Here is a 20,800-nt window from a genome sequence, read left to right on the forward strand (position 1 = left end):
GCACGCCCATCAGGGTGTACGCCGGCCGTACACCTGCCACCATGAAACGCCCTGGGCGTCGGTGGACCCGCACGACAGCCGCGAATCGGTCGTAGTCGTGACTAAGTTGGTATACGGGCCGAGATTCACCTATGGGTGCAGCGGGCCGGGTGGTCTGGCGGTCAGCCCTCGTCGACCCGGGCCACCTCGCGGGCCGCGTCCGGGCCGGCATCGAGGAGCACCCGGAAACCGTCCTCGTCGAGCACCGGCACCTTGAGGCCGGCCGCCTTGTCGGCCTTGGAACCGGGGTTGTCGCCCACCACCACGAAGCCGGTCTTCTTGGAGACCGAGCCGGTGACCTTGCCGCCCCGGGTCTGGATCGCCTCGGCCGCCTGGTCCCGGCTGAACCCGGCGAGGGTGCCGGTCACCACCACGGTGACGCCCTCCAACGGGCGGGGCCCCTCGTCGACCGCCTCCTCGGCCATCCGGACGCCCGCCTCGGCCCACTTGCGGACCACGTCGCGGTGCCAGTCGACGGCGAACCACTCCGTGATGCTGGCGGCGATGGTCGGGCCGACCCCGTCGACCGAGGACAGTTCCTCCTCGGCGGCCGCCTCGATCGCCTCGACGGAGCGGAAGTGCCGGGCCAGGGCCTGCGCGGCGGTCGGCCCGACGTGCCGGATGGAGAGCGCCACCAGCACCCGCCACAGGTCGCGTTCCCGGGCCACGGCGAGGTTGTCGAGCAGCTTGGTGGCGTTGGTGCCGAGACTGCCGTCCTTGTTGACGAAGAACGGCGACCGGGCGAGCTGCGCGGCGTCGAGGGCGAACAGGTCCCCCTCGTCGCTGATGATCGCGGCGTCGAGCAGCGCGGCGGCACCCTTGTAGCCGAGCACCTCGATGTCGAACGCACCCCGCCCGGCCAGGTGGAAGACCCGTTCCCGCAGCTGCGCCGGGCAGCTGCGGGAGTTCGGGCAGCGGATGTCGACGTCGCTCTCCTTGGCCGGGGCGAGCGCCGTGCCGCAGGACGGGCAGTGGGTGGGCATGACGAACGGGCGGGCGTCGGCGGGACGCAGCTCGACCACCGGGCCGAGCACCTCGGGGATCACGTCGCCGGCCTTGCGCAGCACCACCGTGTCGCCGATCAGCACCCCCTTGCGCTCGACCTCGCGGGCGTTGTGCAGGGTGGCCTGGGCGACCGTCGAACCGGCCACGTGCACCGGCTCCAGCACCGCGTACGGGGTGATCCGGCCCGTCCGCCCGACGCCGACCTCGATGTCGAGCAGCCGGGTGTTGACCTCCTCCGGCGGGTACTTGAAGGCGATCGCCCAGCGGGGCGCCCGGCTGGTCGAGCCGAGCCGACCCTGGATGGGCACCGGGTCGACCTTGACCACCACCCCGTCGATCTCGTGCTCGACGTCGTGCCGGTGTTCGGCGTAGTGGGCGATGTACTCCACCACGCCGGCCAGGTCGGGCACCACCCGCCAGCGGTCGCTGGTCGGCAGCCCCCACGCCTTGAGCGCCGCGTACGACTCGGACTGGGTGGCCGGCCGGAAGCCGGCGCGGGCACCGGTGCCGTGCACCACCAGCCGCAGCGGCCGGGACGCGGTGATCCGGGGGTCCTTCTGGCGCAGGCTGCCGGCGGCGGCGTTGCGCGGGTTGGCGAACGGCGCCTTGCCCTGCTCGACCAGGCTGGCGTTGAGGTCGGCGAACCCGGCGACCGGGAAGTAGATCTCGCCCCGCACCTCCAGCAGCTCCGGCACGTCGGGGAACTCGTCGGAGGGGGTGAGCCGGGCCGGCACGTCGCGGATGCTGCGGACGTTGGCGGTGACGTCCTCGCCGGTACGCCCGTCGCCCCGGGTGGCCGCCCGGACCAGCCGGCCCTTCTCGTAGGTCAGGTTGATGGCCAGGCCGTCGACCTTCAGCTCGCACAGGTAGGGCACCGGGCCACCGGCGTCCCGCTCGACCCGCTCGGCCCAGGCGGCCAGTTCCTCGTCGGCGAAGGCGTTGTCCAGCGAGAGCATCCGCTCGGCGTGGGTGACCGGGGTGAAGTCGGTGGAGAAGGTGCCGCCGACCCGCTGTGTCGGCGAGTCGGGGGTACGCAGCGCCGGGTAATCCGCCTCCAACGCCTCCAGCTCGCGCAGCTGCCTGTCGAACTCGGCGTCGGTGATGGTCGGCGCGTCGAGGACGTAGTAGCGGTACTGGTGTTCGGTCAGCTCCTGGCTCAACGTGGCGTGCCGCTCCCGGGCCTCGGGGGTGGGCTCGCCGCCGGCCGCCGCCTCCTGCTCCGCGCTGACCTGCTGGGGAATCTCTTCTTCCGACACCCTGTCGCCTCCGGACACCGTGCGAACCTCCCCCGTGATCACGCTACTGGTGCACGGTAACCGGCCGGTAGGACATTCGGCCGCCTCCCCCACCCCGCCCGACGGGCGGCCGGCCCCGCAGCATGCGACGATCGCCCCACGTCGGCGGCGGTGGCCGCCCGGGAGGGAGTCGGGGGTACCGATGCCGCAGTGGTTGCTGTGGGGGCTGCTGATCGTCCTGGCGGTCGCCGCCGGCTGGGTGTGGAACGAGTGGCGACGCCGGGGTGGTCGCCCGTCGAGCGGTGGCGGGCGCACCCGGCCGGAGCGGGGCACCCCGCCCCGGGACCGGGCCCGCCCGACCGCGCCGCCCCGCCCCCGCACCCCCACCGGGACGCCCCGGCCGGGTGACATCTGGTGGGCGGACGTGCCGTTCCACGACGGCACCGGCTCGAAGGTCCGGCCCTGCCTGGTGGTACGCGCCGACGACCGGGGCGCGGAGGTCCTGAAGATCACCAGCCAGGACAAGAGCGACCGGGACGACCACGTGCCGATCCCGACCCGGGACTGGGACCCGGACGCCGACCACGACAGCTGGCTGGATCTCGCCGAGCCGCTGCGTATCCCCGCCGACGCGTTCTCCCGCCGGGCCGGTAGCTGCGACCCGGCGCTGTGGCGTCAGGTGACACGCCTGCACGGGCGGCGCAGCCCGGCCTGAGCAGCGCACCGGCCCGGCACCCCCGTTTGTGCCGGCCGGCACCGCGACGGCGCGGCATCCGGCCGATCGGGCGGGTCAGTCCCAGGTCGCGCCGAGGGTGGCGAGCTGGTCGGCGTACTCGATGCGGGTGGACCAGTCGGCCGGCCAGCCGGACATCCCGTGGGCCGCGCCGAGGAACGCGCCGGCCAGCGCGGCGATCGAGTCGGAGTCGCCGGCGGTGCTCGCACCCCGGCCGATCGCGGCCACCGGGTCGTCGGGGTGCCGCAGCACGCACAGCAGCGCGGTCGCCAGCGCCTCCTCGGCGATCCAGCCCTCACCGGTGAGCCGGCAGGGGTCGTCACCGTCGTCCGGCCGGCGCAGCGCGGCGGCCAGCCGGTCCAGCGCCGACAGGCACTCGTCCCAGCCGGCGGCGCTGAACTGCTCCGGGGAGCCCGCACCGGCACGCTGCCACAGGTCGCCCAGCCAGTCGTCCCGGTAACGGCCGCGCTGGCTGCGGGCCCGGTCGACGAGCAGGCCGGGCAGTCGCGCCGGTGCCGCGCCGTCGCGCAGCAACCGCACCGCGTACGCGGTCAGCTCGCTGGCGGCCAGCCCGGTCGGGTGACCGTGGGTGAGACCGGCCTGGAGCTGGGACAACCCGGCGAGGGTGTCCGGGTCGACGTCGAGCAGCCCGACCGGGGTGACCCGCATGTTCGCCCCGCACCCCTTCGAGTCGACCACCGTGGCCTGCTGCCAGGGCAGCCCCCGGCCCAACTCGCCGCACGCCCGCAGGCAGGTCATCCCCGGTGCCCGGTTGTTGTCCGGGCTGGCCGCCCAGTCCAGGAAGCGCCGCCGCAGCAGCGGCTCGACCGCCTCGGCGGTGTGCTCCGGCGCGTCGTGCAACGCCCAGCCGACCGCGAGCGCCATCTGGGTGTCGTCGGTGACCAGCACCGGATCGCCGACGAGTTCCCGTGGCCCGGTCGGGCCGTAGCGACGGTGGATCTCGGTGACGGTGAGGAACTCGGTCGGCTTGCCGAGCGCATCGCCGTAGGCGAGCCCGAACAGCGAACCGGAGGCACGGCGCAGCGAGGAGTCGATCACGCACCCGATCATGCCCCGCCCGCACCACCCCGGCACTCCGGGCCGCCCGACGCGGCAGGTCGGGCCGCCCGGCGACGGCCGACCCGGTCCGGGCCGCCCGTCGCGGGGTCGTGCTCCCGGGAGAGTCAGTCCCAGCAGAGGCAGAACGGGTGGCCCACCGGGTCGGCGTACACCCGGAAGCCCTCCCCCTCGCCGGGCAGCCGGCGGGCGCCCAGGGCGAGCGCCGCCTTCTCGGCCACCTCGATGTCGTCGACAGTGACGTCGAGGTGGAACTGCTGTGGGCGCGCCGGATCGGGCCAGGCCGGGGGAATCAGGTCGGGTGCCTGCTGGAAGGCGAGCCGGGGCTGGTGCCCGACCGGGCCGCCGAGCACCACCCACTCGTTGCCGTCGGAGTCCTCCTCGGCCAGGGGCAGGCCGAGCAGCTCGGCGTAGAAATTGGCCAGGGCTCGCGGGTCGGGACAGTCGATGGCGACGGACCGCAGTTGTCCAATCATGACCGTCATCCTGCCCACCGGGTACGACGGAAAACCTTCACTCCTCGTGCAGCCGGCGGCCGGCGTCCCGGCAGGCGGTGAGTACCGCGCGGGCGTACCCGGGGGTGGCCCCGGCCAGGCCACAGGCGGGGGTGACCACCACCTGCTCGGCGAGTTGGCGGCGCGGAAAACCGAGCCGGTCCCAGAGTCCGCGTACCCGGTCGGCGAGCTGTGCCGAGGTCGGCGCGACGCCGGCCGACGGCGGCAGGGTCGGTGCCACCCCGGCCAGCAGGCCGAGGCCGGCGTCGATCGCCTCGCCCAGCGGGTCCAGGTCGGTGACCAGGGCGAGATCCAGCGCCGCCCCGACCGCCCCGGCGGTACGGATCAGCTCCAGCGGCACGTCCGGGGCGCAGCAGTGCACCACCGTCGGCACCCCGGCCGCCGTGATCACTTCGCCGAGCAGGGTACGGGCGACGGCCGGGTCGACTGGCCGGTAGGTGCCCAGGCCACTCTCGGTGCGGACCCGGCCGGCCAACGCCGCCGGCAGCGACGGCTCGTCGAGCTGGAGCAGCACCGACGCCCGGGGCAACCGGCGGGCCACGGCCGCGACGTGCAGCCGCAGCCCTTCGGCCAGGGACGCGGTCAGCTCCCGCACCGCGCCCGGGTCGCGCAGCAGCCGACCACCGACCGGCAGTTCGACCGCCGTGGCCAGGGTGAACGGCCCGGCCGCCTGCACCTTCACCGGCCCGGCGTACGCCTCGGCCTGCTCGGCGAGCTGGTCGAGGTCGCGTTCCATCAGGTCCCGGGCACGGCGCAGGTCCCGGCCGGGGCGGGGGGCGATCCGCCAGCGCGCGGCGTACAGCTCGACCGGCAGCTCCACGAGCAGCCCACCGGTCCGCCCGACCAGGTCGGCGCCCGGCCCCCGGGCGGGCAGCTCCGGCAGGTGGGGCAGGGCGGGCAGTTCACCCAGGACGATCCGTTGCGCCTCGGCGATGTCGGTGCCGGGCAGCGAACCGATGCCGGTCGCCGCGCCCGCCGGCCAGGGCCAGAGCTGCTGTTGGGTCACGGCCGAAGGGTAACCGGCATCGGTCGGCGCACCCGCCCGGTGGGTCAGCCGGTGATGGTGGCGGAGCCGAGCACCACGTCACCGGCCGGGTCCGACCGGTACGCCACCACGGCCTGCCCGGCGGCCACCCCGCGCACGGGACGGCCCAGCTCGGCGGTGAGGTTGTCGCCGTCCACCCGTACGGTGGCCGGTACGACGTCGCCGTGCGCCCGCAACTGCACCTCGCACCCGGTCGGCACGGTCGGCAGGTCACCCCCGGTCCAGACCGGACGGGTGGCCCGGACCAGGGAGACCTCCAGCGCCTCGGCGGGGCCGACGGTGACCGTGTTGGTCTTCGGGGTGATGGAGAGCACGTAGCGGGGTCGGCCGTCCGGGGCCGGTCGGTCCAGGTGCAGGCCGCGCCGCTGGCCCACCGTGTAGGCGTACGCGCCGGTGTGGCTGCCGACGACCGCGCCGGTCAGCGCGTCGACCACCGCGCCGGGGGTCTCGCCGAGCCGCCCGGCGAGGAACCCCCGGGTGTCGCCGTCGGCGATGAAGCAGATGTCGTGCGAGTCGGGCTTCTCGGCCACCGCCAGGTCACGCCGGGCCGCCTCGGCCCGCACCTCGGCCTTGGTGGCGTCACCGAGCGGGAACATCGCCCGGTCGAGCTGCGCACGGGTGAGCACCGCCAGCACGTACGACTGATCCTTGGCGAGGTCGACGCTGCGACGCAGCAGCCCGTCGGGGCCGAGCCGGGCGTGGTGGCCGGTGACCACGGCGTCGAAGCCGAGGGCCACGGCCCGGTCCAGCACCGCCGCGAACTTGATCTTCTCGTTGCAGCGCAGGCACGGGTTCGGGGTACGACCGGCCGCGTACTCGGCGACGAAGTCGTCCACCACGTCGGCGTGGAAACGGTCGGCCATGTCCCACACGTAGAAGGGGATGCCGATGACGTCGGCGGCCCGGCGCGCGTCCCGGGAATCCTCCAGCGTGCAGCACCCCCGGGCCCCGGTGCGGAAGGTCTGCGGATTACGGGCCAGCGCCAGGTGCACCCCGGTCACGTCGTGCCCTGCGTCCACCGCCCGCGCCGCCGCGACGGCGGAGTCCACCCCGCCCGACATCGCCGCCAGAACCTTCACCAGCCCACGCTCCCTTCCCCACCGAGCCTACCCACCCACCCCACCCCGTCCCGTCCCCCGCTCCCGCCCGCCCCGCGCCCGCCCCCGCTCCGTCCTGCTCCGCCCTGCCCCGCCCCGCCCCGGCCCGGCCCGGTGATCAAGAGGTTTACGTCATCCCAGCGCCAATTCCTGACCTGAACCTCTTGATCACCGAACACCACCACCGCCCCGCAGCCAGGGGAAGCCTGGCAGGCGCGCGCTGGGGTGGGGGTGGACGCCGGCAGAAACGGACCGGTAGGAGCGGGTGATCAAGAGGTTTACGTCAGCATCCGGCCCAGGGGTGACGTAAACCTCTTGATCACCGGGCCGGGCGAGGCGCGGCGGGGCCGGGCGAGGCGCGGCGGGGCCGGGCGAGGCGCGGCGGGGCCGGGCGAGGCGCCGCGGGGCCGGGCGAGGCGCGGCGGGGCCGGGCGCGGTGAGGGAGGGAGGGTCAGTGGGGGGTGCGGAGGGCGGCGGCCCGGCGGGCGCGGTCGACGGCGGCGGGGAGAGCCGCGATGAGGGCGTCGACGTCGGCGGGGGTGCTGGTGTGGCCGAGGGTCAGACGCAACGAGGACCGGGCCCGGTCGTGGTCGGCACCCATCGCCAGCAGAACGTGACTGGGCTGGGCCACTCCGGCCGAACAGGCCGAGCCGGTGGAGCAGGCGATGCCCTGGGCGTCGAGCAGGAGCAGCAGGGCGTCCCCCTCGCAGCCGGGGAAGGAGAAGTGCGCGTTGCCGGGCAGCCGGTCGTCGGGGTCGCCGTTGAACACCACCTCGGGCACCGCCTCCCGGACCCGCCGCACCAGGTCGTCGCGGAGCGCCGCCACCCGGGCCGCGTACTCCTGCTGGCCCTTGACCGCTGTCTCGACGGCGACCGCGAAGGCGACGATGCCTGCGGTGTCCAGGGTGCCGGAGCGGACGTCACGCTCCTGCCCGCCGCCGTGCAGCAGCGGGGTGGCGGCGACGTCCCGGGCGAGCAGCAGCGCGCCCACCCCGATCGGGCCGCCGAGCTTGTGTCCGGTCACGGTGAGCGCGGAGACACCGCTGGCCGCGAAGTCGACAGGCACCTGGCCGACCGCCTGCACCGCGTCGGTGTGGAACGGCACCCCGTGCTCGGCGGCGACGGCGGCCAGTTCCGCCACCGGCTGCACCGTGCCGACCTCGTTGTTGGCCCACATCGCGGTCACCACGGCGACCCGGTCGGCGTGCGCGGCCAGTTCGGCGCGCAGCAGCGCCGGGTCGAGCTTGCCGGCGGCGTCGGCCGGCAGCCAGGCGACCTCGGCGCCCTCGTGGTCGGCGAGCCAGTCGACCGCGTCGAGGACGGCGTGGTGCTCGACCGCGCTGGAGACCACCCGGAACCGGGCGGGCCGGGCGGCCCGCCGGGCCCAGAAGATGCCTTTGACGGCGAGGTTGTCGCTCTCGGTGCCGCCTCCGGTGAAGACGACCTCGGACGGGCGGGCGCCCAGCACGGCGGCCACCCGCTCGCGGGACTCCTCCACCCGACGCCGGGCGCGCCGGCCCGTCGCGTGCAACGACGACGCGTTGCCGACCTCGCGGGCGGTGGCGACGTACGCCTCCAACGCCTCGTCGAGCATCGGGGTGGTCGCCGCGTGATCCAGGTATGCCATCACGGTTCAGCGTAACGGCCAGCGCACGGCCCATCGGATGCCGGACCACCTTTGCCGAAGCGTGGAGGGGCCGGGCCGGGACCGGATCGGCCCCGGCCCGGTCTCAGGCCGGTACGGCGGTGACGACGATGTTGTCCCGGTAGTGCCGGGTCTTCGGGTCGAACGGCCCGCCGCAGGTGATCAGGGTCAGCCGTGGCTTGCCGTCCCGGGCGAAGTACCGGTCCAGCGGGATCTTCGTCTTGGCGTACTCCTCGCGGGCGACGACCCGGTAGGCGCGCTGCTTGCCGTCCGCGCCGGTGGCGGTGACGGTGTCCCCCCGGTCGAGTTCGCGGAGCCGGAAGAACGCCCCCTTGCCCTGCTCCGAGCTGTCGACGTGGCCGGCGATCACCACCGAGCCGGCGTCGGTCTCCAGCCCGGGGCCGTACCGGTACCAGCCGATCTGGTCCACGCTCGGCGGGACGTCGAACTCGTCGGTGCGGGTGTCGACGCCCACCGGGTTGACCGTGGCGGTGACGTCGATCGCCGGGATGCGCAGCTTCACCGGCGGCACGGTCCGTTCGCCGGTCGGCAGGTCACCGGCGGTCACCGGCACCGACGGTGCGCCGCCGGTGCCGGTCGTCGGGCTCGGCGGGCTGCTGCTGGCCAGGGCCGCCGCCTCGTCCGTGCCGACGTCCCCGGCCGGCTGCGAGCCGCAGGCGACCACGGTGGCGACGGTGAGCGCGGCGACGCCGGCGGCCATCGCCGCCAGCGCCCCGCGGTGTCGCACCGTCACCGGCGACCGGTCCGGGTGGCGGCCACCCGCGCCCCGCCGCCGACCAGCAGCAGTACGCCGGCACCGGCCAGCACGTACCACCAGGTGTCGACGCCGGTGCCGGCCTGCCCGCCGGTGCCGCTGGGCACGCCGCCGGGGGCGGAGTGCAGACCGGTGATGGTCTGGGCGACCAGGTCGAGGTTCTTGGCCTCGGCCGAGCCGATCGCGTAGACGATGGTGGCGGTGCCCTCCTTGAGGTTGAGGTCCGCCGGGCCGATCGCCACGGTGTCGGTGCCGGCCAGCACCACGTCGGCCTTGACCGTGCCCGCGTCGACGTCGGCCTTGGCCTCCTTCGGGTTGGTGAGGTCCTCGAAGACCGGCTTGCCACCGGCCCGGACGTCGACCGCCGGGGCGGCGGCGGTGTGCCTGACGATCAGCCGGGCCTTGCCGGCGGCCAGCTTGGCGGTGTCGTTGACGAACGGGGTGATCTGCGGCTTGCCGTCCGCGCCGAGGTGCGCGGCGAGGCTGATGTTGGCGCCGCCCGGCACTTCGGCGTCGTCGACCTTCAGGATCGCGCTGCCGACCGGCTCGCCCGGCTTGGTCAGGGCGATGTCGTACTCGCCCTCGGGCAGGGTCAGCGGGCCGGCGACGTCACCGGGCTTGAAGTTGTCGAGGGTCTTCTTGCCGTTGACGTAGACGTCGACCGGGGTGTCCGGGATGCCGTGCACGACGGAGACCTTGGACGAGGCGGCGTACGCCGGGCCCGTGGTCGCGACGCCGACGCCGGCGAAGGCCAGAGCGGCCACCGCGCCGCCTGCGGCGACCCGACGGAAGATAGCGAGCTGCATGTCTGCCTCCTGGTGATTGGTGCTGGTTCGTCAGGTCTGGCTTGCAGAACGGGTTACGCCGCCCGTCGCGCCGTCGGATGCAGCCCGGCACCACTTTCTTTTTCTTCGCCGGGGGTGCATCCGGGGCCGGTTCCGGCGACGAATAGCTGGTGAGACGAGTGGAGGCGGACCGGACCAGGAGAGTGGGGCGAAGGCTGTGGGCGTTACAGTCGGGCATGCCCCAGGGAAGGCGACCCGCCCGGTGACAGCGGTGGGAACAGCAGGACACGAACCCGAACCACCCCCCGACGAGTTGGCCGCGCGCTTCCGGGCGGGCGACGAGACCGCGCTGCGGGAGGCGTACGACCGGTTCGGCCGCGCCGTGCTCCACCTGGCGACCAGCACGTTGGCCAACCGCAGCGACGCGGAGGACGTGACCCAGGCGACGTTCGTCGCCGCCTGGCTGGGGCGGGAGACCTTCGACCCGGCCAAGGGCTCGTTGATCGGGTGGCTGCTCGGCATCGGCCGGCGCAAGGTGATCGACCGGCTGCGCGCCTCGGCCCGGGAGGCCCGGGTGGTGGAGACGGTGCGGCAGCTACCCGAACCGGTCGGCACCGGCGGGGACCCGGACACGGTGGTCGACCGGTTGGTGGTCGCCGACGAACTGGCCCGGCTCCCCGACGATCAGCGACGGATGCTGGAGCTGGCCTTCTACGACGACCTGACACACCAACAGATCGCGACGGTGACCGGGGTGCCGCTGGGCACGGTCAAGAGCCACATCAGGCGGGGCATGGCGAGCTTGAAACGCAGATGGGAGGTGGACGGTGCAGCACCTGGACCACGACCGGCTGATATTTCTGGCGCTCGGTGAGAGCGAGGCGGACCACGGCGAGACCGACCACCTCGGCGGCTGCGTGACCTGCCGGCACGAGCTGGAGTCGCTGCGGCACGTCGCCGGGCTGGGCGCGGGCACCCAGGGCCTGCACACCCTGCCCGACCCGCCGGCCCATCTCTGGGCAGGCATCCTTGCCGAACTCGACGCCGTCGCGCAGGTGCCGGCGCTGGCCGAGGCGCACCGGCAGGATCTCGCGCCGGGCCCGACACCGGCACGTCCGGCGACCGACGACGGCATCGGCCCGACCACCCGGCTTCCGGCCGGAGTGACGGGCGACCGGCACCCGGCTGCGGCGAGCGGTGACCGGCAGCCGTCAGGGGCGACCGGCGACCGGCAGCCGGCGGCCGTGACCGGTGGCCGGCCGGAGTCCCGGCGGCGGTCGTCGTCCCCCGGCGGGGGGCGTGCCACCCGACCGGCGGGCCGGGCCCGGCGGTGGCCGCGTTGGGCGACCACCGTCGTCTCGGCTACCGCCGCCGCCGCGATCGCGGTGCTCGGCACCGTCCTCGTCCTCGGCGACCGGGGGACGACACCCCGGCAGGACGTGTTGGCCAGCGCGCCGCTGGCCGCGTACGGCAGCACGCCGGCCGACGCCCGGGGCGACGCCCGGGTCTTCGCCGACGGACGACTGCACCTGCACGTCGCGAATCTCCCGGACGTTACGGGGTACTACGAGGTCTGGCTGATCAATCCGACGACCATGGAGATGTTCTCGGTGGGTGTGCTGCGGGGCAGCTCCGGCGACGCCCTGCTGCCCCTGCCCCCGAATGTTGATCTTCAGGCATACTCGGTGGTCGACGTCTCCGCCGAGCAGTACGACAACCAGCCCGCCCACTCCGGCGACAGCCTGCTGAGGGGCACCCTGACGGGCTGATCGGCGGGCCGGCTCAGCTCCCCGGCCCGCCGATCAGCTCCCATCGACGCATCCGCGCGGACCCGCCGGCCGGGCGGATACGACGGAGCCGCCGCCCGGCGGACCGGACGGCGGCTCGGTGCGGGACCCGCGACGGGTCACTTGCGCTTGCGGATCTCCTCGGCGGCCTGCGGGACGACCTTGAACAGGTCACCCACCACGCCGTAGTCGGCCAGCTCGAAGATCGGTGCCTCGCCGTCCTTGTTCACGGCGACGATCGTCTTCGAGGTCTGCATGCCGGCCCGGTGCTGGATCGCGCCGGAGATGCCCAGCGCGACGTAGAGCTGCGGGGAGACGGTCTTGCCGGTCTGCCCGACCTGGAACTGGTGCGGGTAGTAGCCGGAGTCGACCGCCGCGCGGGACGCCCCGACCGCGCCGCCGAGCAGGTCGGCCAGCTCCTCGACCAGCTTGAAGTTGTCGGCGTTGCCGACCCCGCGCCCACCGGAGACGACGATGCCGGCCTCGGTCAGCTCCGGGCGGGAGCCCTTCTGCTCGGCGACCCGCTCGACGACCTTCGCCAGCTTGTCGGTGTCGGTGACCGACACGGTGAGCTGCTCGACGGTCGGGGTGGCCGCCGCCGGGGCCGGGGTGACCGAGTTCGGCCGTACGGTGACCAGCGGCAGGCCCTTGGTGACCTTGGACTTGACGATGGTGGAGCCGGCAAAGGCTACCTGGGTGGCGGTGCCGTCGGCGTCGAGGCCGACCACGTCGGTCAGGATGCCGTTGTCCAGCTTGACGGCCAGCCGGGCGGCGATCTCCTTGCCCTCCTGGGCCGAGGCCAGCAGGACGGCGGCCGGCTGCACCCGGTTGACCAGTTCGGCCAGCACGGTGGCCTTGGGGGCCACCAGGTGACCGTCGATCTCCTCGCTCTCGGCGGCGTAGATCTTCTCCGCGCCGTACTCGCCGAGCTTGGCGGCCAGCGCCTCGGCGGCACCGGGGCCGCCGAGCACCACGGCGCTCGGGGTGCCCAGCCCACGGGCCAGGGTGAGCATTTCCAGGGTGACCTTCTTGACGCCGAACTCCCTGGTGGCTTCGACGACGACGAGTACCTCAGCCATGTTCAGACCCCTCAGACGAACTTCTCGGTGGCGAGGAACTCGACCAGCTGGACGCCGCCGGAGCCCTCGTCGGTGATCTTCGCGCCGCCGGCGCGCGGTGGACGCTTGGTGTGCTCGACGACGGCGCTGGTCGCGCCCTCGAAACCCACCTCGGTGGGCGCGACGCCCAGGTCGGCCAGGGAGAGCGTCTTCACCGGCTTCTTCTTGGCGGCCATGATGCCCTTGAAGGAGGGGTAGCGCGGCTCGTTGATGGTGTCCCAGACCGAGACGACGGCCGGGGTCGAGGCGGTGACCACCTCGTAGCCCTCCTCGGTCTGCCGCTCCACGGTCAGCGTCGCGCCGTCCACGGTGAGCTTGCGGGCACCGGTCAGCGCGGCGACCCCCAGCCGCTCGGCGAGCATGTGCGGCATGACCTGCACCCGGCCGTCGGTCGACTCGGCGCCGCAAATCACCAGGTCGGCGCCCAGCTGCCCGAGGGCGGCGGCGAGCACCTTCGAGGTGGCCACGGCGCAGGACCCGTGCAGGGCGTCGTCGAGGACGTGCACGGCGGCGTCCGGGCCCATGGAGAGCGCCTTGCGGATCGACTCGGTGGCCCGGTCCGGCCCCATGGTCAGGACGGTGACCTCGCCGCCGTGCGCTTCCTTGATCTTCAGCGCCTCCTCGATGGCGTACTCGTCCATCTCGTTGATCACGTTGTTCGCCGAACCGCGGTCGACGGTGTTGTCGTCAGCACGCAGGTTGCGGTCCGCGCCCGAATCAGGCACCTGCTTGACGAGTACGACGATGTTCATCGCGATTCGACAACCCTCCTGTTGGTGGTGTGCGATCTGCTCGCCCGGTTAAGGGCGGAGCTTTGCGCGTCGTTGACACCCGGTCAACCGCGGGCCGCTGTGCAGTTGCCCACGAACGCAATGTTACCTGCCAGTAGGTTAACCCTCTCCACCACCCACGGTGACACAGCTCACCGCGTACCGGCCGGGCCCCGCAGCGGCGTCAGGCCGGACCGGCGGGGTCGGCCAGGGCGGCCCCGATCCGGGCGATCGCGTCCTGCTCGGCCGGGGTCACCCCCCGGTGTGCGCGGGCCACCTGCTCCGCGGCGGCCAGCACCAGCTCGCGGTACGCCGACACGTCGGCCGGGGACTTCTCCCGCAGGATGTCCACCGCCCGCGCCAGCGCCGGCAGCACCACCGACTCGACGTCCAGGGCCGAGTCCCGGGGCAGCCGGGGCAGCCCACCGGCGCTGAGCGCCTCCTTCACCAGCCCGCTGGCCCCGGCGAACGCCCCGGACGCGGCGAAGCTCTCCCGGATCATCGCGAACACCCCCGGGTCGGCGTTCGACACCAGGAAGACCGCGCCGAACGCGCCCGTCTTGAGGACCTGCTGCTCGTCGTCCGTCAGCCGCTGCTCCATGATCACGGAGTGTAGACGTACGGGGTGGTCGTGGTGACCGGGACGAAGCCGAGTCGCTCCAGGATGGGCCGGCTGTCCTCCGACGCGTCCACCTGCAACAACACCTTGCCGCGCTGGTCGGCCAGCCGGGCCCGGTAGACCACCAGCGCCCGGTAGACGCCCCGGCGTCGCCACTGCGCCAGCGTCGAACCGCCCCACAGGCTGGCGAAGCCGGTGCCGTTGAGATAGCGCACCCAGCCGGCGCTGACCACCGTCTCCCCCGCCTCGGCCACCACCACGGTGATCGACCGCGGGTCCGCCTCGATCTCCCGCAGCAGACCGGTGACCAGGTGCGAACGGTCCTCGCCCCAGACCTCCTCCTCCATCGCGGCGATCCGCTCCAGGTCGTCGAGGCCGGTGACCTCGCGTAGCCGTACCCCCTCGGGGAGCACCGGCACGGCGGCGGCCAGCGGCGCGACCGGGCCGATCACGACGGTCTCCCGCTCCTGCGGGACGAAGCCGGCGGCGCGCAGCCGGTCCGGCAGGTCGGCGGGCTCGTCGTGGCTGTTGTGCTTCCACTCCACCGGCTCGCCGCGCTGCCGGAACAGGTCGACCTGGCGGGCGATCAGCGCGTCCAACTCCGGCCCGGCCAGCCCGTCCAGCGTGCGGTAGGTGAGGAAACCGCCGTGGTCCAGGCCCAGGATGCGCACCAGCGGCCCGTCGCGTTCGACGGTCACGCCGGCCGGGACCGGGTCGGGGATCTCCGGCCGGAGCTGCCGGTCGTAGCTGTCGCGCAGGGTGGAGGCATCAAGATCGGTCATCGGTCCAGGCTATGCCGGTGGCAAAGCGGATAATCGGCGTCGTGTGGCAGGCGATCAGACGGTGGTTCGACCCGTCGGACCTCGACTCCGTGGGCACCACCCCCGACTACCGCTTCTCCCTGGCCAACGAACGGACCTTCCTGGCCTGGCTGCGCACCGGGCTGGCGCTGATCGCCGGCGGGCTGGCCGCCGCCCAGTTCCTGCCGCCGCTGCCGCTACGGCACCTGCGGGAGGCGATCGCGGTGACGCTGCTGCTGCTCGGCGGCACCGTCGCCGTCCGCGCGGTGGACCACTGGTCGCGCACCGAACGGGCCATCCGGCTCGGGCGACGCCTGCCGGCCTCCCGGTTCCCGGCCGTGCTCGCCCTGATCGTGGCGGTGGGCGCGCTGCTGCTGGTGGTGGCCGTCCTGGCCCGTGGGGTGAGCGGCAGGTGACCGGACTCCCGGCGGACGACGTCGGCGGACGCGACCCCGGCCTGCAACCCGAGCGCACCCGGCTGGCCTGGCGACGCACCGGGCTGGCGTACACGGTGGTGGCGGTGCTGGCGGTCCGGCTGGCGCTCACCGGTGACGTCGGCGGGGCGCTGCTCGCCGGGGCCACCGTGCTGGCCTGGTGGGCGACGCTGGTGGTGGGCTGGGGCCGGGCCACCGGTCGCCGGCGGTCCCGCCTGGACGCGCGGGCCGTACCACTGGTGGCCCTCGGCACCGCCGGCCTGGCGCTGCTGTGCGTGTCGCTCGTACTGCGCGGGGTGTGGTGACGCGCGCGGCTGCGCCATGATGGGTGCATGGCCCGGCTCTATGTGCTGTTGTTCCTGCTCCAGGTGGTGCTCGCCGCCTGCGCGCTGATCAGTTGCCTCTCCGCCGAGGACGGGACGGTCCGCGGGCTGCCCCGGTTCGCCTGGGTGGTGGTCATCCTGTTCCTCCCGTTGGTCGGCTCGATCGCCTGGTTCCTCGCCGGCCGCCCGGTCGCCGAGGGTGACCGCCGCCGGGGCTGGCCGTCGGCCGGTCGACGGCCCGTCGCGCCCGACGACGATCCCGAGTTTCTCAAGTCGATCGACGAGCGCGTCCGCCGCGACGACAACGCCCTCTTCCAGCGGTGGGAGGAGGACCTGCGTGGCCGGGAGGGCGACCCGCGCCGCCGCGACGGCGGCCCGTCCCCCGACGACACCGCGCCCCCGGCCGGTCCGGCGTCCGCCGACCGCACGCCGCCGCGGAAGGACGCCGCTCCCCGGGAGGGTGAGCGGCCCCGCGACGGCGAGCGGCCCGAACTCTGACGGCGGCCGGGGTCACACCCGCCGGCGCAGTCCCCGCACCGCGAGCGGGGCGAAGACGGCGGCGATGACCGCCGCCCACAGCAGCGACTGGAGCACCGGCGTGGCCACCGGCCCGCCGACCAGCAGCCCCCGCAGCGCGTTCGCCAGGATCGTCACCGGGTTCACCTCGACCCAGTGTTGCAGCCAGGACGGCATGGTCTCGGTCGGCACGAAGGCGTTACTGGTGAAGCTCAGCGGGAAGATCACCGTGAAGCCGAAGATCTGCACCTTGTCCGGCTCGCTGACCAGCACCCCGACCAGCACCGACATCCAGGCGGCGGCGAGCGAGAAGACCAGCAGCAGGACGAACGCGCCGAGCAGGCCGAACACCCCGTTGCCGAGCCGGAAGCCGAGGATCATCCCGACGCCGAGCAGCAGGGTCAACGACCACGCCTGCTTGACCGTGTCGGCGACGATCCGGCCGGCGAGCGGGGACCAGCGGGCCACCGGCAGCGACCGGAGCCTGTCGAACACCCCCTTGGTCAGATCCTGGTTGAGGCCGAAGCCGGTGGTCATCGTGGCGAAGAAGGCGTTCTGCACGATGATGCCCGGCAACGCGAAGGTCAGGTACTCCCCCGGGCTGCCGGAGATCGCCCCGCCGAAGACGTACGTGAACAGCAGCACGAACATCACCGGTTGGATGCTCAGGTCGAGCAGCTCCATCGGGTTGTGCTTGATCTGCACCAGGCTGCGCCAGGCCAGCGTGCCGGTGTGCCGCAGCCCGGCGGTCGGGCCGAGCCGGCGGGCCGGCGTGGCGGGGGCCGCCGGGGCGGAGACGGTCGCGGCGGTCATGCCGGGCTCCCTTCCAGGGCCGGACTGGTCTCGTCCTCGGCCCGGTGGCCGGTGAGGGAGAGGAACACCTCGTCGAGGCTGGACCCGCGCAGGGCCAGCTCGCCGACCTGCACCTCGGCGTCGTCGAGCCGGCGGACCACGGCGGGCAGCGCGTCCGGACCGTTGACCGGCGCGCTGACCGTGGTCTGGGTGACCTCCGGGTCGACCCCGGTCACCGCGCCGACGACGGCGAGCACGGTGGGCAGGTCGGCGGCCTCGACCGGCCGGACGGTCAGCACCTGGCCGCCGGTCTTGGCCTTCAGCTCCTCCGGGGTGCCCTGGGCGATCACCCGCCCGTGGTCGACCACGGCGATCTCGTCGGCCAACTGGTCGGCCTCCTCCAGGTACTGCGTGGTCAGCAGCACGGTCACCCCCTCGGCGACCAGACCCCGGACGATGTCCCACAGGTCGTTACGGCTGCGCGGGTCGAGGCCGGTGGTCGGCTCGTCGAGGAAGAGCACCTGCGGCCGACCGACCAGGCTGGCCGCCAGGTCGAGCCGGCGGCGCATGCCCCCCGAGTAGGTCTTGGCGGCCCGGCCGGCGGCGTCGGTGAGCTGGAACCCGGCCAGCAGCTCGGCCGCCCGGTCCCGGGCACCCCGCCGGGACAGGCCCAGCAGCCGGCCGATGAGCAGCAGGTTCTCGGTGCCGGTCAGGTTCTCGTCGACCGAGGCGTACTGGCCGGTGAGGCCGATCAGCTGGCGGACCCGGTGGGCGTCGCGCCGGACGTCGTACCCGCCGACGGTGGCGTGCCCCTCGTCGGCGGCGAGCAGGGTGGCGAGCACCCGTACCGCGGTGGTCTTGCCGGCGCCGTTGGGGCCGAGCAGACCGAAGACCGTGCCGGCCGGGACCGCCAGGTCGACCCCGGCCAGGGCGGTGGTGTCGCCGAACCGGCGCACCAGCCCCTCGGCGCGGATGGCGTGTGTCATCAGAACTCCCGTCGTTATCGCTGGATCGTCCAACGATGAGCGAGGGGTCTGACGTTACGTGCGTCGCCGCTGACATTCCGCCGATTTATCCGCCCGGCAGAACCCGACCGCCGCCGGGTCCGGCGGCGGTCGCGGGCCGCGTGGTCAGGCCAGGTTGGACGAGCGAGGGTACGCGTCGGCCGGGTCGGTGAGCACGTTGACCAGGTACGGCACCCCGGCGTCGAACGCCCGCCCCAGCGCCGGGCCGAGGTCGGCGGCCTTCGCCACCGTCTCCCCGGCGCCGCCGAGCGCCTCCACCACCTTGTCGTAGCGCAGTTCGGGCTGGAGGTCGGCGGCGACGTCGTAGCCGTACATGGCCCGCATCGGGTGCTTCTCCAGGCCCCAGATGCCGTTGTTGCCGACCACGATCACCACCGGCAGCCGCTGCCGGACCAGCGACTCGACGTCCATCAGCGAGAAGCCGGCCGCGCCGTCGCCCATCAGCACGCAGATCTGCCGGTCGGGGTGGCTGACCCGGGCCCCCATCGCATAGCCCATCCCGGTGCCCAGACAGCCGTACGGGCCGGGGTCGAGCCAGGTGCCGGGCTGCGACGGCTCCAGGTAGCGCCCGGCGTACGAGACGAAGTCGCCGCCGTCGCCGATGGTGATCGCGTCCGGGGCCAGGGCCCGGCGCAGTTCGCCGTAGACCCGGGCGGGGCGGATCGGGTCGGTGTCGGCGGCCATCTCGGCGGCGTCGCGGGCCCGTGCCGCGTCCTCGGCGGTGCGCAGCCGCTCGATCCAGTCGGCGTGGTCGGCCCGGTCGCCGGTGTGGTCGGCGAACGCGGACAGGATCAGCCGCAGGTCACCGGCGGGGCTGGCGGCCGGCTGGACGTGCCCGGCCCGCTGGGTGGGGGCGTCGACGACGTGCACCACCGCCGCGTCGCCGAAGTCGCCGAAGCTGAGCCGGAAGTCCAGCGGGGTGCCGACGACGACCACCACGTCCGCGTCGCCGAGCGCGACCCGGCGGGCCTTGGCGAAGGCGAGCGGGTGTTCCGGCGGGAGCGCGCCGCGTCCCATGCCGTTGGTGAAGACCGGCACCTGCAACGCCTCGGCGGCCTCGCGGAGCGCGGCGACGGCGTCCCCGGCGTACACCTCGGAGCCGGCGATGATCACCGGGCGGGCGGCGGCGGCGATCAACCGGGCCGCCTTCGTCACCTCGTCCGGGTCGGGTTCGACCGGCGCGACGGGCGTCGGGGCGGGCAGGTCGGCGTCGCCGACGGAGAAGATCGCCTCCAGCGGGAAGTCGAGGAAGACCGGGCCCCGGTGCGGGGTGAGCGCGGTGGTCAGCGCGGCGCAGACCGCGCGGGGGATGTCGTCGGCGGTGAACACCGTCTCGGCGTGCTTGGTGACCGGGGCGACCAGCGGCAGGTGGTCCATCTCCTGGAGGCTGCCGGAACCCCAGCGGAACTGCGGGGCCCGCCCGCCCAGCACCAGCACCGGCGAGGCGTTGAAGAAGGCGCTGGTCAGGCCGGAGATGCCGTTGGTGACGCCGGGGCCGGCGGTGAGCACGGCGAGGCCGGGACGGCGCTGGAGCTTGGCCACCGCCTCGGCGGCGAAGACGGCCGACTGCTCGTGCCGGACGTCGTAGAGCGGGAAGCCGGCGGTGTGGGCGGCGTCGTAGAGCGGGAAGACGTGCCCGCCGGAGAGGGTGAACATCTCCCGTACGCCGTACGCCCGCAGTGCCGCCAGCGCCAGCGCCCCGCCGTGACCCTCGACCCGTTCCGTCATCGCCGCTCCCCTCGTCCGCTGACCGGAGTCACACGCTACTGGCCGGTAGGCGGGATGTGAACAGTTCTCGGCACGGTGCCGGCGACGGGACGGTGGCCCGCCCCGGGGCCCACGGATCGCGGTCCCGGGGCGGGGGCGCGGGTCAGCGGCCGGTGAAGTCGGGCTTGCGCTTCTCGACGAACGCGGCCATCCCCTCACGCCGGTCGTCGGTGGCGAAGAGTCCGGCGAAGAGCTGGCTCTCCCAGGCCAGCCCGGAGCCGAGGTCCATGTCCAGCCCGGCGTCGACCGCCAGCTTCGCCGCCCGCAACGCCTGCACCGGCCCGGTCAGGTAGGGGCGCACCAGCGCGACGGCGGTGTCGTAGACCTCGGCCGCCGGGGCGACCCGGTCGGCCAGCCCGATCCGCAGCGCCTCCGCCGCGTCCACCATCCGGCCGGACATGATCAGATCCTTGGCGCGGGCCGGACCGACCAGCCGGGCCAGCCGCTGGGTGCCGCCCGCACCGGGGATGACGCCGAGCTTGATCTCCGGCTGGCCGAGCTTGGCGTCCTCGGCCACGACCCGCCAGTCGCAGGCCAGCGCCAGCTCGCAGCCGCCGCCCAGGGCGTACCCGGTGATCGCGGCGACCACCGGCTTGGGGATCCGGGCGAGCGCGCCGACGGCGCTGGACAGGTCGGCGGCCCGCTCGGCCATGTCCACGTAGGACATGTCGGCCATCTCCTTGATGTCCGCGCCGGCGGCGAAGACCTTCTCCCCGCCGTACACGATGACGGCGCGGACGGCCGGGTCGGCGGCGGCGGCCGTGGCGGCGGCCCGCAGTTCCTCCTGGACCTGCTTGTTGAGCGCGTTCATCGGTGGCCGCTCCAGCCGGATGGTGCCGATGCCGTCCCTGGTCTCCAGCCGCACGAACTCGCTCACGCTGCCCTCACTTCCTCGTCG

General features: G+C 74.0%; 21 protein-coding genes and 1 pseudogene. 6 read left to right on the forward strand and 16 right to left on the reverse strand.

Translation table 11 applies throughout. The annotated features are described in order from the left end of the window. Window positions 1-161: 161 nt before the first annotated feature. Window positions 162-2,300: an NAD-dependent DNA ligase LigA gene (gene ligA, locus ACN267_RS17850; protein WP_421489173.1), complete on the reverse strand. Its 2,139-nt coding sequence runs from the start codon at window positions 2,298-2,300 to the stop codon at window positions 162-164. A gap of 181 nt (window positions 2,301-2,481) precedes the next feature. Here ligA and ACN267_RS17855 point away from each other — a divergent pair, with 181 nt between their 5' ends. Next, window positions 2,482-2,994, forward strand: a complete 513-nt coding sequence (locus ACN267_RS17855; RefSeq protein WP_421489174.1) for a type II toxin-antitoxin system PemK/MazF family toxin — start codon at window positions 2,482-2,484, stop codon at window positions 2,992-2,994. 75 nt (window positions 2,995-3,069) lie between these two features. Here ACN267_RS17855 and ACN267_RS17860 read toward each other — a convergent pair whose 3' ends face one another. The 7 genes from ACN267_RS17860 to ACN267_RS17890 all read right to left on the reverse strand — a co-directional run bounded on the left by ACN267_RS17860 (window position 3,070) and on the right by ACN267_RS17890 (window position 9,972). Then, the gene (locus tag ACN267_RS17860) at window positions 3,070-4,083 is read right to left on the reverse strand and encodes an ADP-ribosylglycohydrolase family protein (protein ID WP_421489175.1); all 1,014 of its coding nucleotides are present in this window, start codon (window positions 4,081-4,083) and stop codon (window positions 3,070-3,072) included. 113 nt (window positions 4,084-4,196) lie between these two features. Continuing rightward, on the reverse strand, window positions 4,197-4,565 hold the full coding sequence (locus ACN267_RS17865) for a VOC family protein (RefSeq protein WP_204956769.1): 369 nt from the start codon (window positions 4,563-4,565) through the stop codon (window positions 4,197-4,199). Between the two features lie 37 nt (window positions 4,566-4,602). Further along, entirely contained in the window at window positions 4,603-5,610 is a 1,008-nt protein-coding gene (locus ACN267_RS17870; RefSeq protein ID WP_204956768.1) for a methionine synthase, read from the reverse strand. Window positions 5,611-5,654: 44 nt separating this feature from the next. Continuing rightward, window positions 5,655-6,728, reverse strand: a complete 1,074-nt coding sequence (gene mnmA, locus ACN267_RS17875; protein WP_204956767.1) for a tRNA 2-thiouridine(34) synthase MnmA — start codon at window positions 6,726-6,728, stop codon at window positions 5,655-5,657. 469 nt (window positions 6,729-7,197) lie between these two features. Then, entirely contained in the window at window positions 7,198-8,373 is a 1,176-nt protein-coding gene (locus ACN267_RS17880) for a cysteine desulfurase family protein (RefSeq protein WP_421489176.1), read from the reverse strand. Between the two features lie 103 nt (window positions 8,374-8,476). Continuing rightward, the gene (locus ACN267_RS17885; RefSeq protein WP_421489177.1) at window positions 8,477-9,145 is read right to left on the reverse strand and encodes a class F sortase; all 669 of its coding nucleotides are present in this window, start codon (window positions 9,143-9,145) and stop codon (window positions 8,477-8,479) included. After that, window positions 9,142-9,972: a DUF4397 domain-containing protein gene (locus ACN267_RS17890; RefSeq protein WP_204956764.1), complete on the reverse strand. Its 831-nt coding sequence runs from the start codon at window positions 9,970-9,972 to the stop codon at window positions 9,142-9,144. Before ACN267_RS17890 ends, ACN267_RS17885 begins: the two co-directional genes overlap by 4 nt. A 250-nt stretch (window positions 9,973-10,222) precedes the next feature. On the opposite strand from ACN267_RS17890, the gene ACN267_RS17895 reads away from it, so the two are divergent. Continuing rightward, window positions 10,223-10,825, forward strand: coding sequence for an RNA polymerase sigma factor (locus tag ACN267_RS17895; protein WP_281899975.1), 603 nt, complete (start codon window positions 10,223-10,225; stop codon window positions 10,823-10,825). Beyond that, complete coding sequence (locus ACN267_RS17900; protein ID WP_204956762.1) at window positions 10,779-11,720, forward strand: anti-sigma factor; 942 nt, start codon at window positions 10,779-10,781, stop codon at window positions 11,718-11,720. The genes ACN267_RS17895 and ACN267_RS17900 overlap by 47 nt, the downstream gene beginning before the upstream one ends. 137 nt (window positions 11,721-11,857) lie before the next feature. On the opposite strand, the gene ACN267_RS17905 is transcribed toward ACN267_RS17900, so the two are convergent. From ACN267_RS17905 to ACN267_RS17920, 4 genes are all read right to left on the reverse strand, one after another. Continuing rightward, on the reverse strand, window positions 11,858-12,817 hold the full coding sequence (locus tag ACN267_RS17905; protein WP_204956761.1) for an electron transfer flavoprotein subunit alpha/FixB family protein: 960 nt from the start codon (window positions 12,815-12,817) through the stop codon (window positions 11,858-11,860). Window positions 12,818-12,828: 11 nt separating this feature from the next. After that, window positions 12,829-13,608 (reverse strand): electron transfer flavoprotein subunit beta/FixA family protein, encoded by a 780-nt coding sequence (locus tag ACN267_RS17910; protein ID WP_204956760.1) that lies wholly within the window; start codon window positions 13,606-13,608, stop codon window positions 12,829-12,831. A gap of 202 nt (window positions 13,609-13,810) precedes the next feature. Beyond that, window positions 13,811-14,233, reverse strand: coding sequence for a hypothetical protein (locus ACN267_RS17915; RefSeq protein WP_281899981.1), 423 nt, complete (start codon window positions 14,231-14,233; stop codon window positions 13,811-13,813). Next, window positions 14,230-15,027 carry a GNAT family N-acetyltransferase gene (locus ACN267_RS17920; protein WP_421489178.1) on the reverse strand — a complete coding sequence of 266 codons (798 nt, stop codon included), beginning with the start codon at window positions 15,025-15,027 and terminating at the stop codon, window positions 14,230-14,232. Before ACN267_RS17920 ends, ACN267_RS17915 begins: the two co-directional genes overlap by 4 nt. Window positions 15,028-15,038: 11 nt before the next feature. Between ACN267_RS17920 and ACN267_RS17925 the strand changes: the two genes are divergently transcribed. From ACN267_RS17925 to ACN267_RS17935, 3 genes and pseudogenes are all read left to right on the forward strand, one after another. Continuing rightward, entirely contained in the window at window positions 15,039-15,461 is a 423-nt protein-coding gene (locus ACN267_RS17925) for a YidH family protein (RefSeq protein WP_374760048.1), read from the forward strand. Further along, window positions 15,458-15,784, forward strand: a complete 327-nt coding sequence (locus ACN267_RS17930) for a DUF202 domain-containing protein (RefSeq protein WP_204956756.1) — start codon at window positions 15,458-15,460, stop codon at window positions 15,782-15,784. Before ACN267_RS17925 ends, ACN267_RS17930 begins: the two co-directional genes overlap by 4 nt. Before the next feature lie 27 nt (window positions 15,785-15,811). Then, a pseudogene (locus ACN267_RS17935) lies at window positions 15,812-16,195 on the forward strand (PLD nuclease N-terminal domain-containing protein); the annotation flags it as partial. 117 nt (window positions 16,196-16,312) lie between these two features. Here ACN267_RS17935 and ACN267_RS17940 read toward each other — a convergent pair. The 4 genes from ACN267_RS17940 to ACN267_RS17955 form a co-directional block, all read right to left on the reverse strand. Continuing rightward, complete coding sequence (locus ACN267_RS17940) at window positions 16,313-17,131, reverse strand: ABC transporter permease (protein ID WP_204956754.1); 819 nt, start codon at window positions 17,129-17,131, stop codon at window positions 16,313-16,315. Continuing rightward, window positions 17,128-18,096, reverse strand: coding sequence for an ATP-binding cassette domain-containing protein (locus ACN267_RS17945; RefSeq protein WP_204956753.1), 969 nt, complete (start codon window positions 18,094-18,096; stop codon window positions 17,128-17,130). Before ACN267_RS17945 ends, ACN267_RS17940 begins: the two co-directional genes overlap by 4 nt. A 144-nt stretch (window positions 18,097-18,240) precedes the next feature. Then, window positions 18,241-19,863, reverse strand: a complete 1,623-nt coding sequence (locus ACN267_RS17950) for an acetolactate synthase (protein WP_421489179.1) — start codon at window positions 19,861-19,863, stop codon at window positions 18,241-18,243. A 142-nt stretch (window positions 19,864-20,005) separates the two neighbouring features. Beyond that, window positions 20,006-20,779, reverse strand: coding sequence for an enoyl-CoA hydratase-related protein (locus ACN267_RS17955; protein ID WP_204956751.1), 774 nt, complete (start codon window positions 20,777-20,779; stop codon window positions 20,006-20,008). Window positions 20,780-20,800: the final 21 nt, after the last annotated feature.

The sequence above is a fragment of the Micromonospora sp. WMMD734 genome (assembly GCF_049178975.1).
Lineage (GTDB): Bacteria > Actinomycetota > Actinomycetes > Mycobacteriales > Micromonosporaceae > Micromonospora > Micromonospora wenchangensis.

Bases quoted from the DNA above. Each gene is read 5' to 3' on its own strand.
- ACN267_RS17855 (WP_421489174.1), top strand. From the start codon at position 2,482: ATGCCGCAGTGGTTGCTGTGGGGGCTGCTGATCGTCCTGGCGGTCGCC.
- ACN267_RS17860 (WP_421489175.1), bottom strand. From the start codon at position 4,083: ATGATCGGGTGCGTGATCGACTCCTCGCTGCGCCGTGCCTCCGGTTCG.
- ACN267_RS17865 (WP_204956769.1), bottom strand. From the start codon at position 4,565: ATGATTGGACAACTGCGGTCCGTCGCCATCGACTGTCCCGACCCGCGA.
- ACN267_RS17880 (WP_421489176.1), bottom strand. From the start codon at position 8,373: ATGGCATACCTGGATCACGCGGCGACCACCCCGATGCTCGACGAGGCG.
- ACN267_RS17890 (WP_204956764.1), bottom strand. From the start codon at position 9,972: ATGCAGCTCGCTATCTTCCGTCGGGTCGCCGCAGGCGGCGCGGTGGCC.
- ACN267_RS17905 (WP_204956761.1), bottom strand. From the start codon at position 12,817: ATGGCTGAGGTACTCGTCGTCGTCGAAGCCACCAGGGAGTTCGGCGTC.
- ACN267_RS17910 (WP_204956760.1), bottom strand. From the start codon at position 13,608: ATGAACATCGTCGTACTCGTCAAGCAGGTGCCTGATTCGGGCGCGGAC.
- ACN267_RS17920 (WP_421489178.1), bottom strand. From the start codon at position 15,027: ATGACCGATCTTGATGCCTCCACCCTGCGCGACAGCTACGACCGGCAG.
- ACN267_RS17925 (WP_374760048.1), top strand. From the start codon at position 15,039: ATGCCGGTGGCAAAGCGGATAATCGGCGTCGTGTGGCAGGCGATCAGA.
- ACN267_RS17940 (WP_204956754.1), bottom strand. From the start codon at position 17,131: ATGACCGCCGCGACCGTCTCCGCCCCGGCGGCCCCCGCCACGCCGGCC.
- ACN267_RS17945 (WP_204956753.1), bottom strand. From the start codon at position 18,096: ATGACACACGCCATCCGCGCCGAGGGGCTGGTGCGCCGGTTCGGCGAC.
- ACN267_RS17950 (WP_421489179.1), bottom strand. From the start codon at position 19,863: ATGACGGAACGGGTCGAGGGTCACGGCGGGGCGCTGGCGCTGGCGGCA.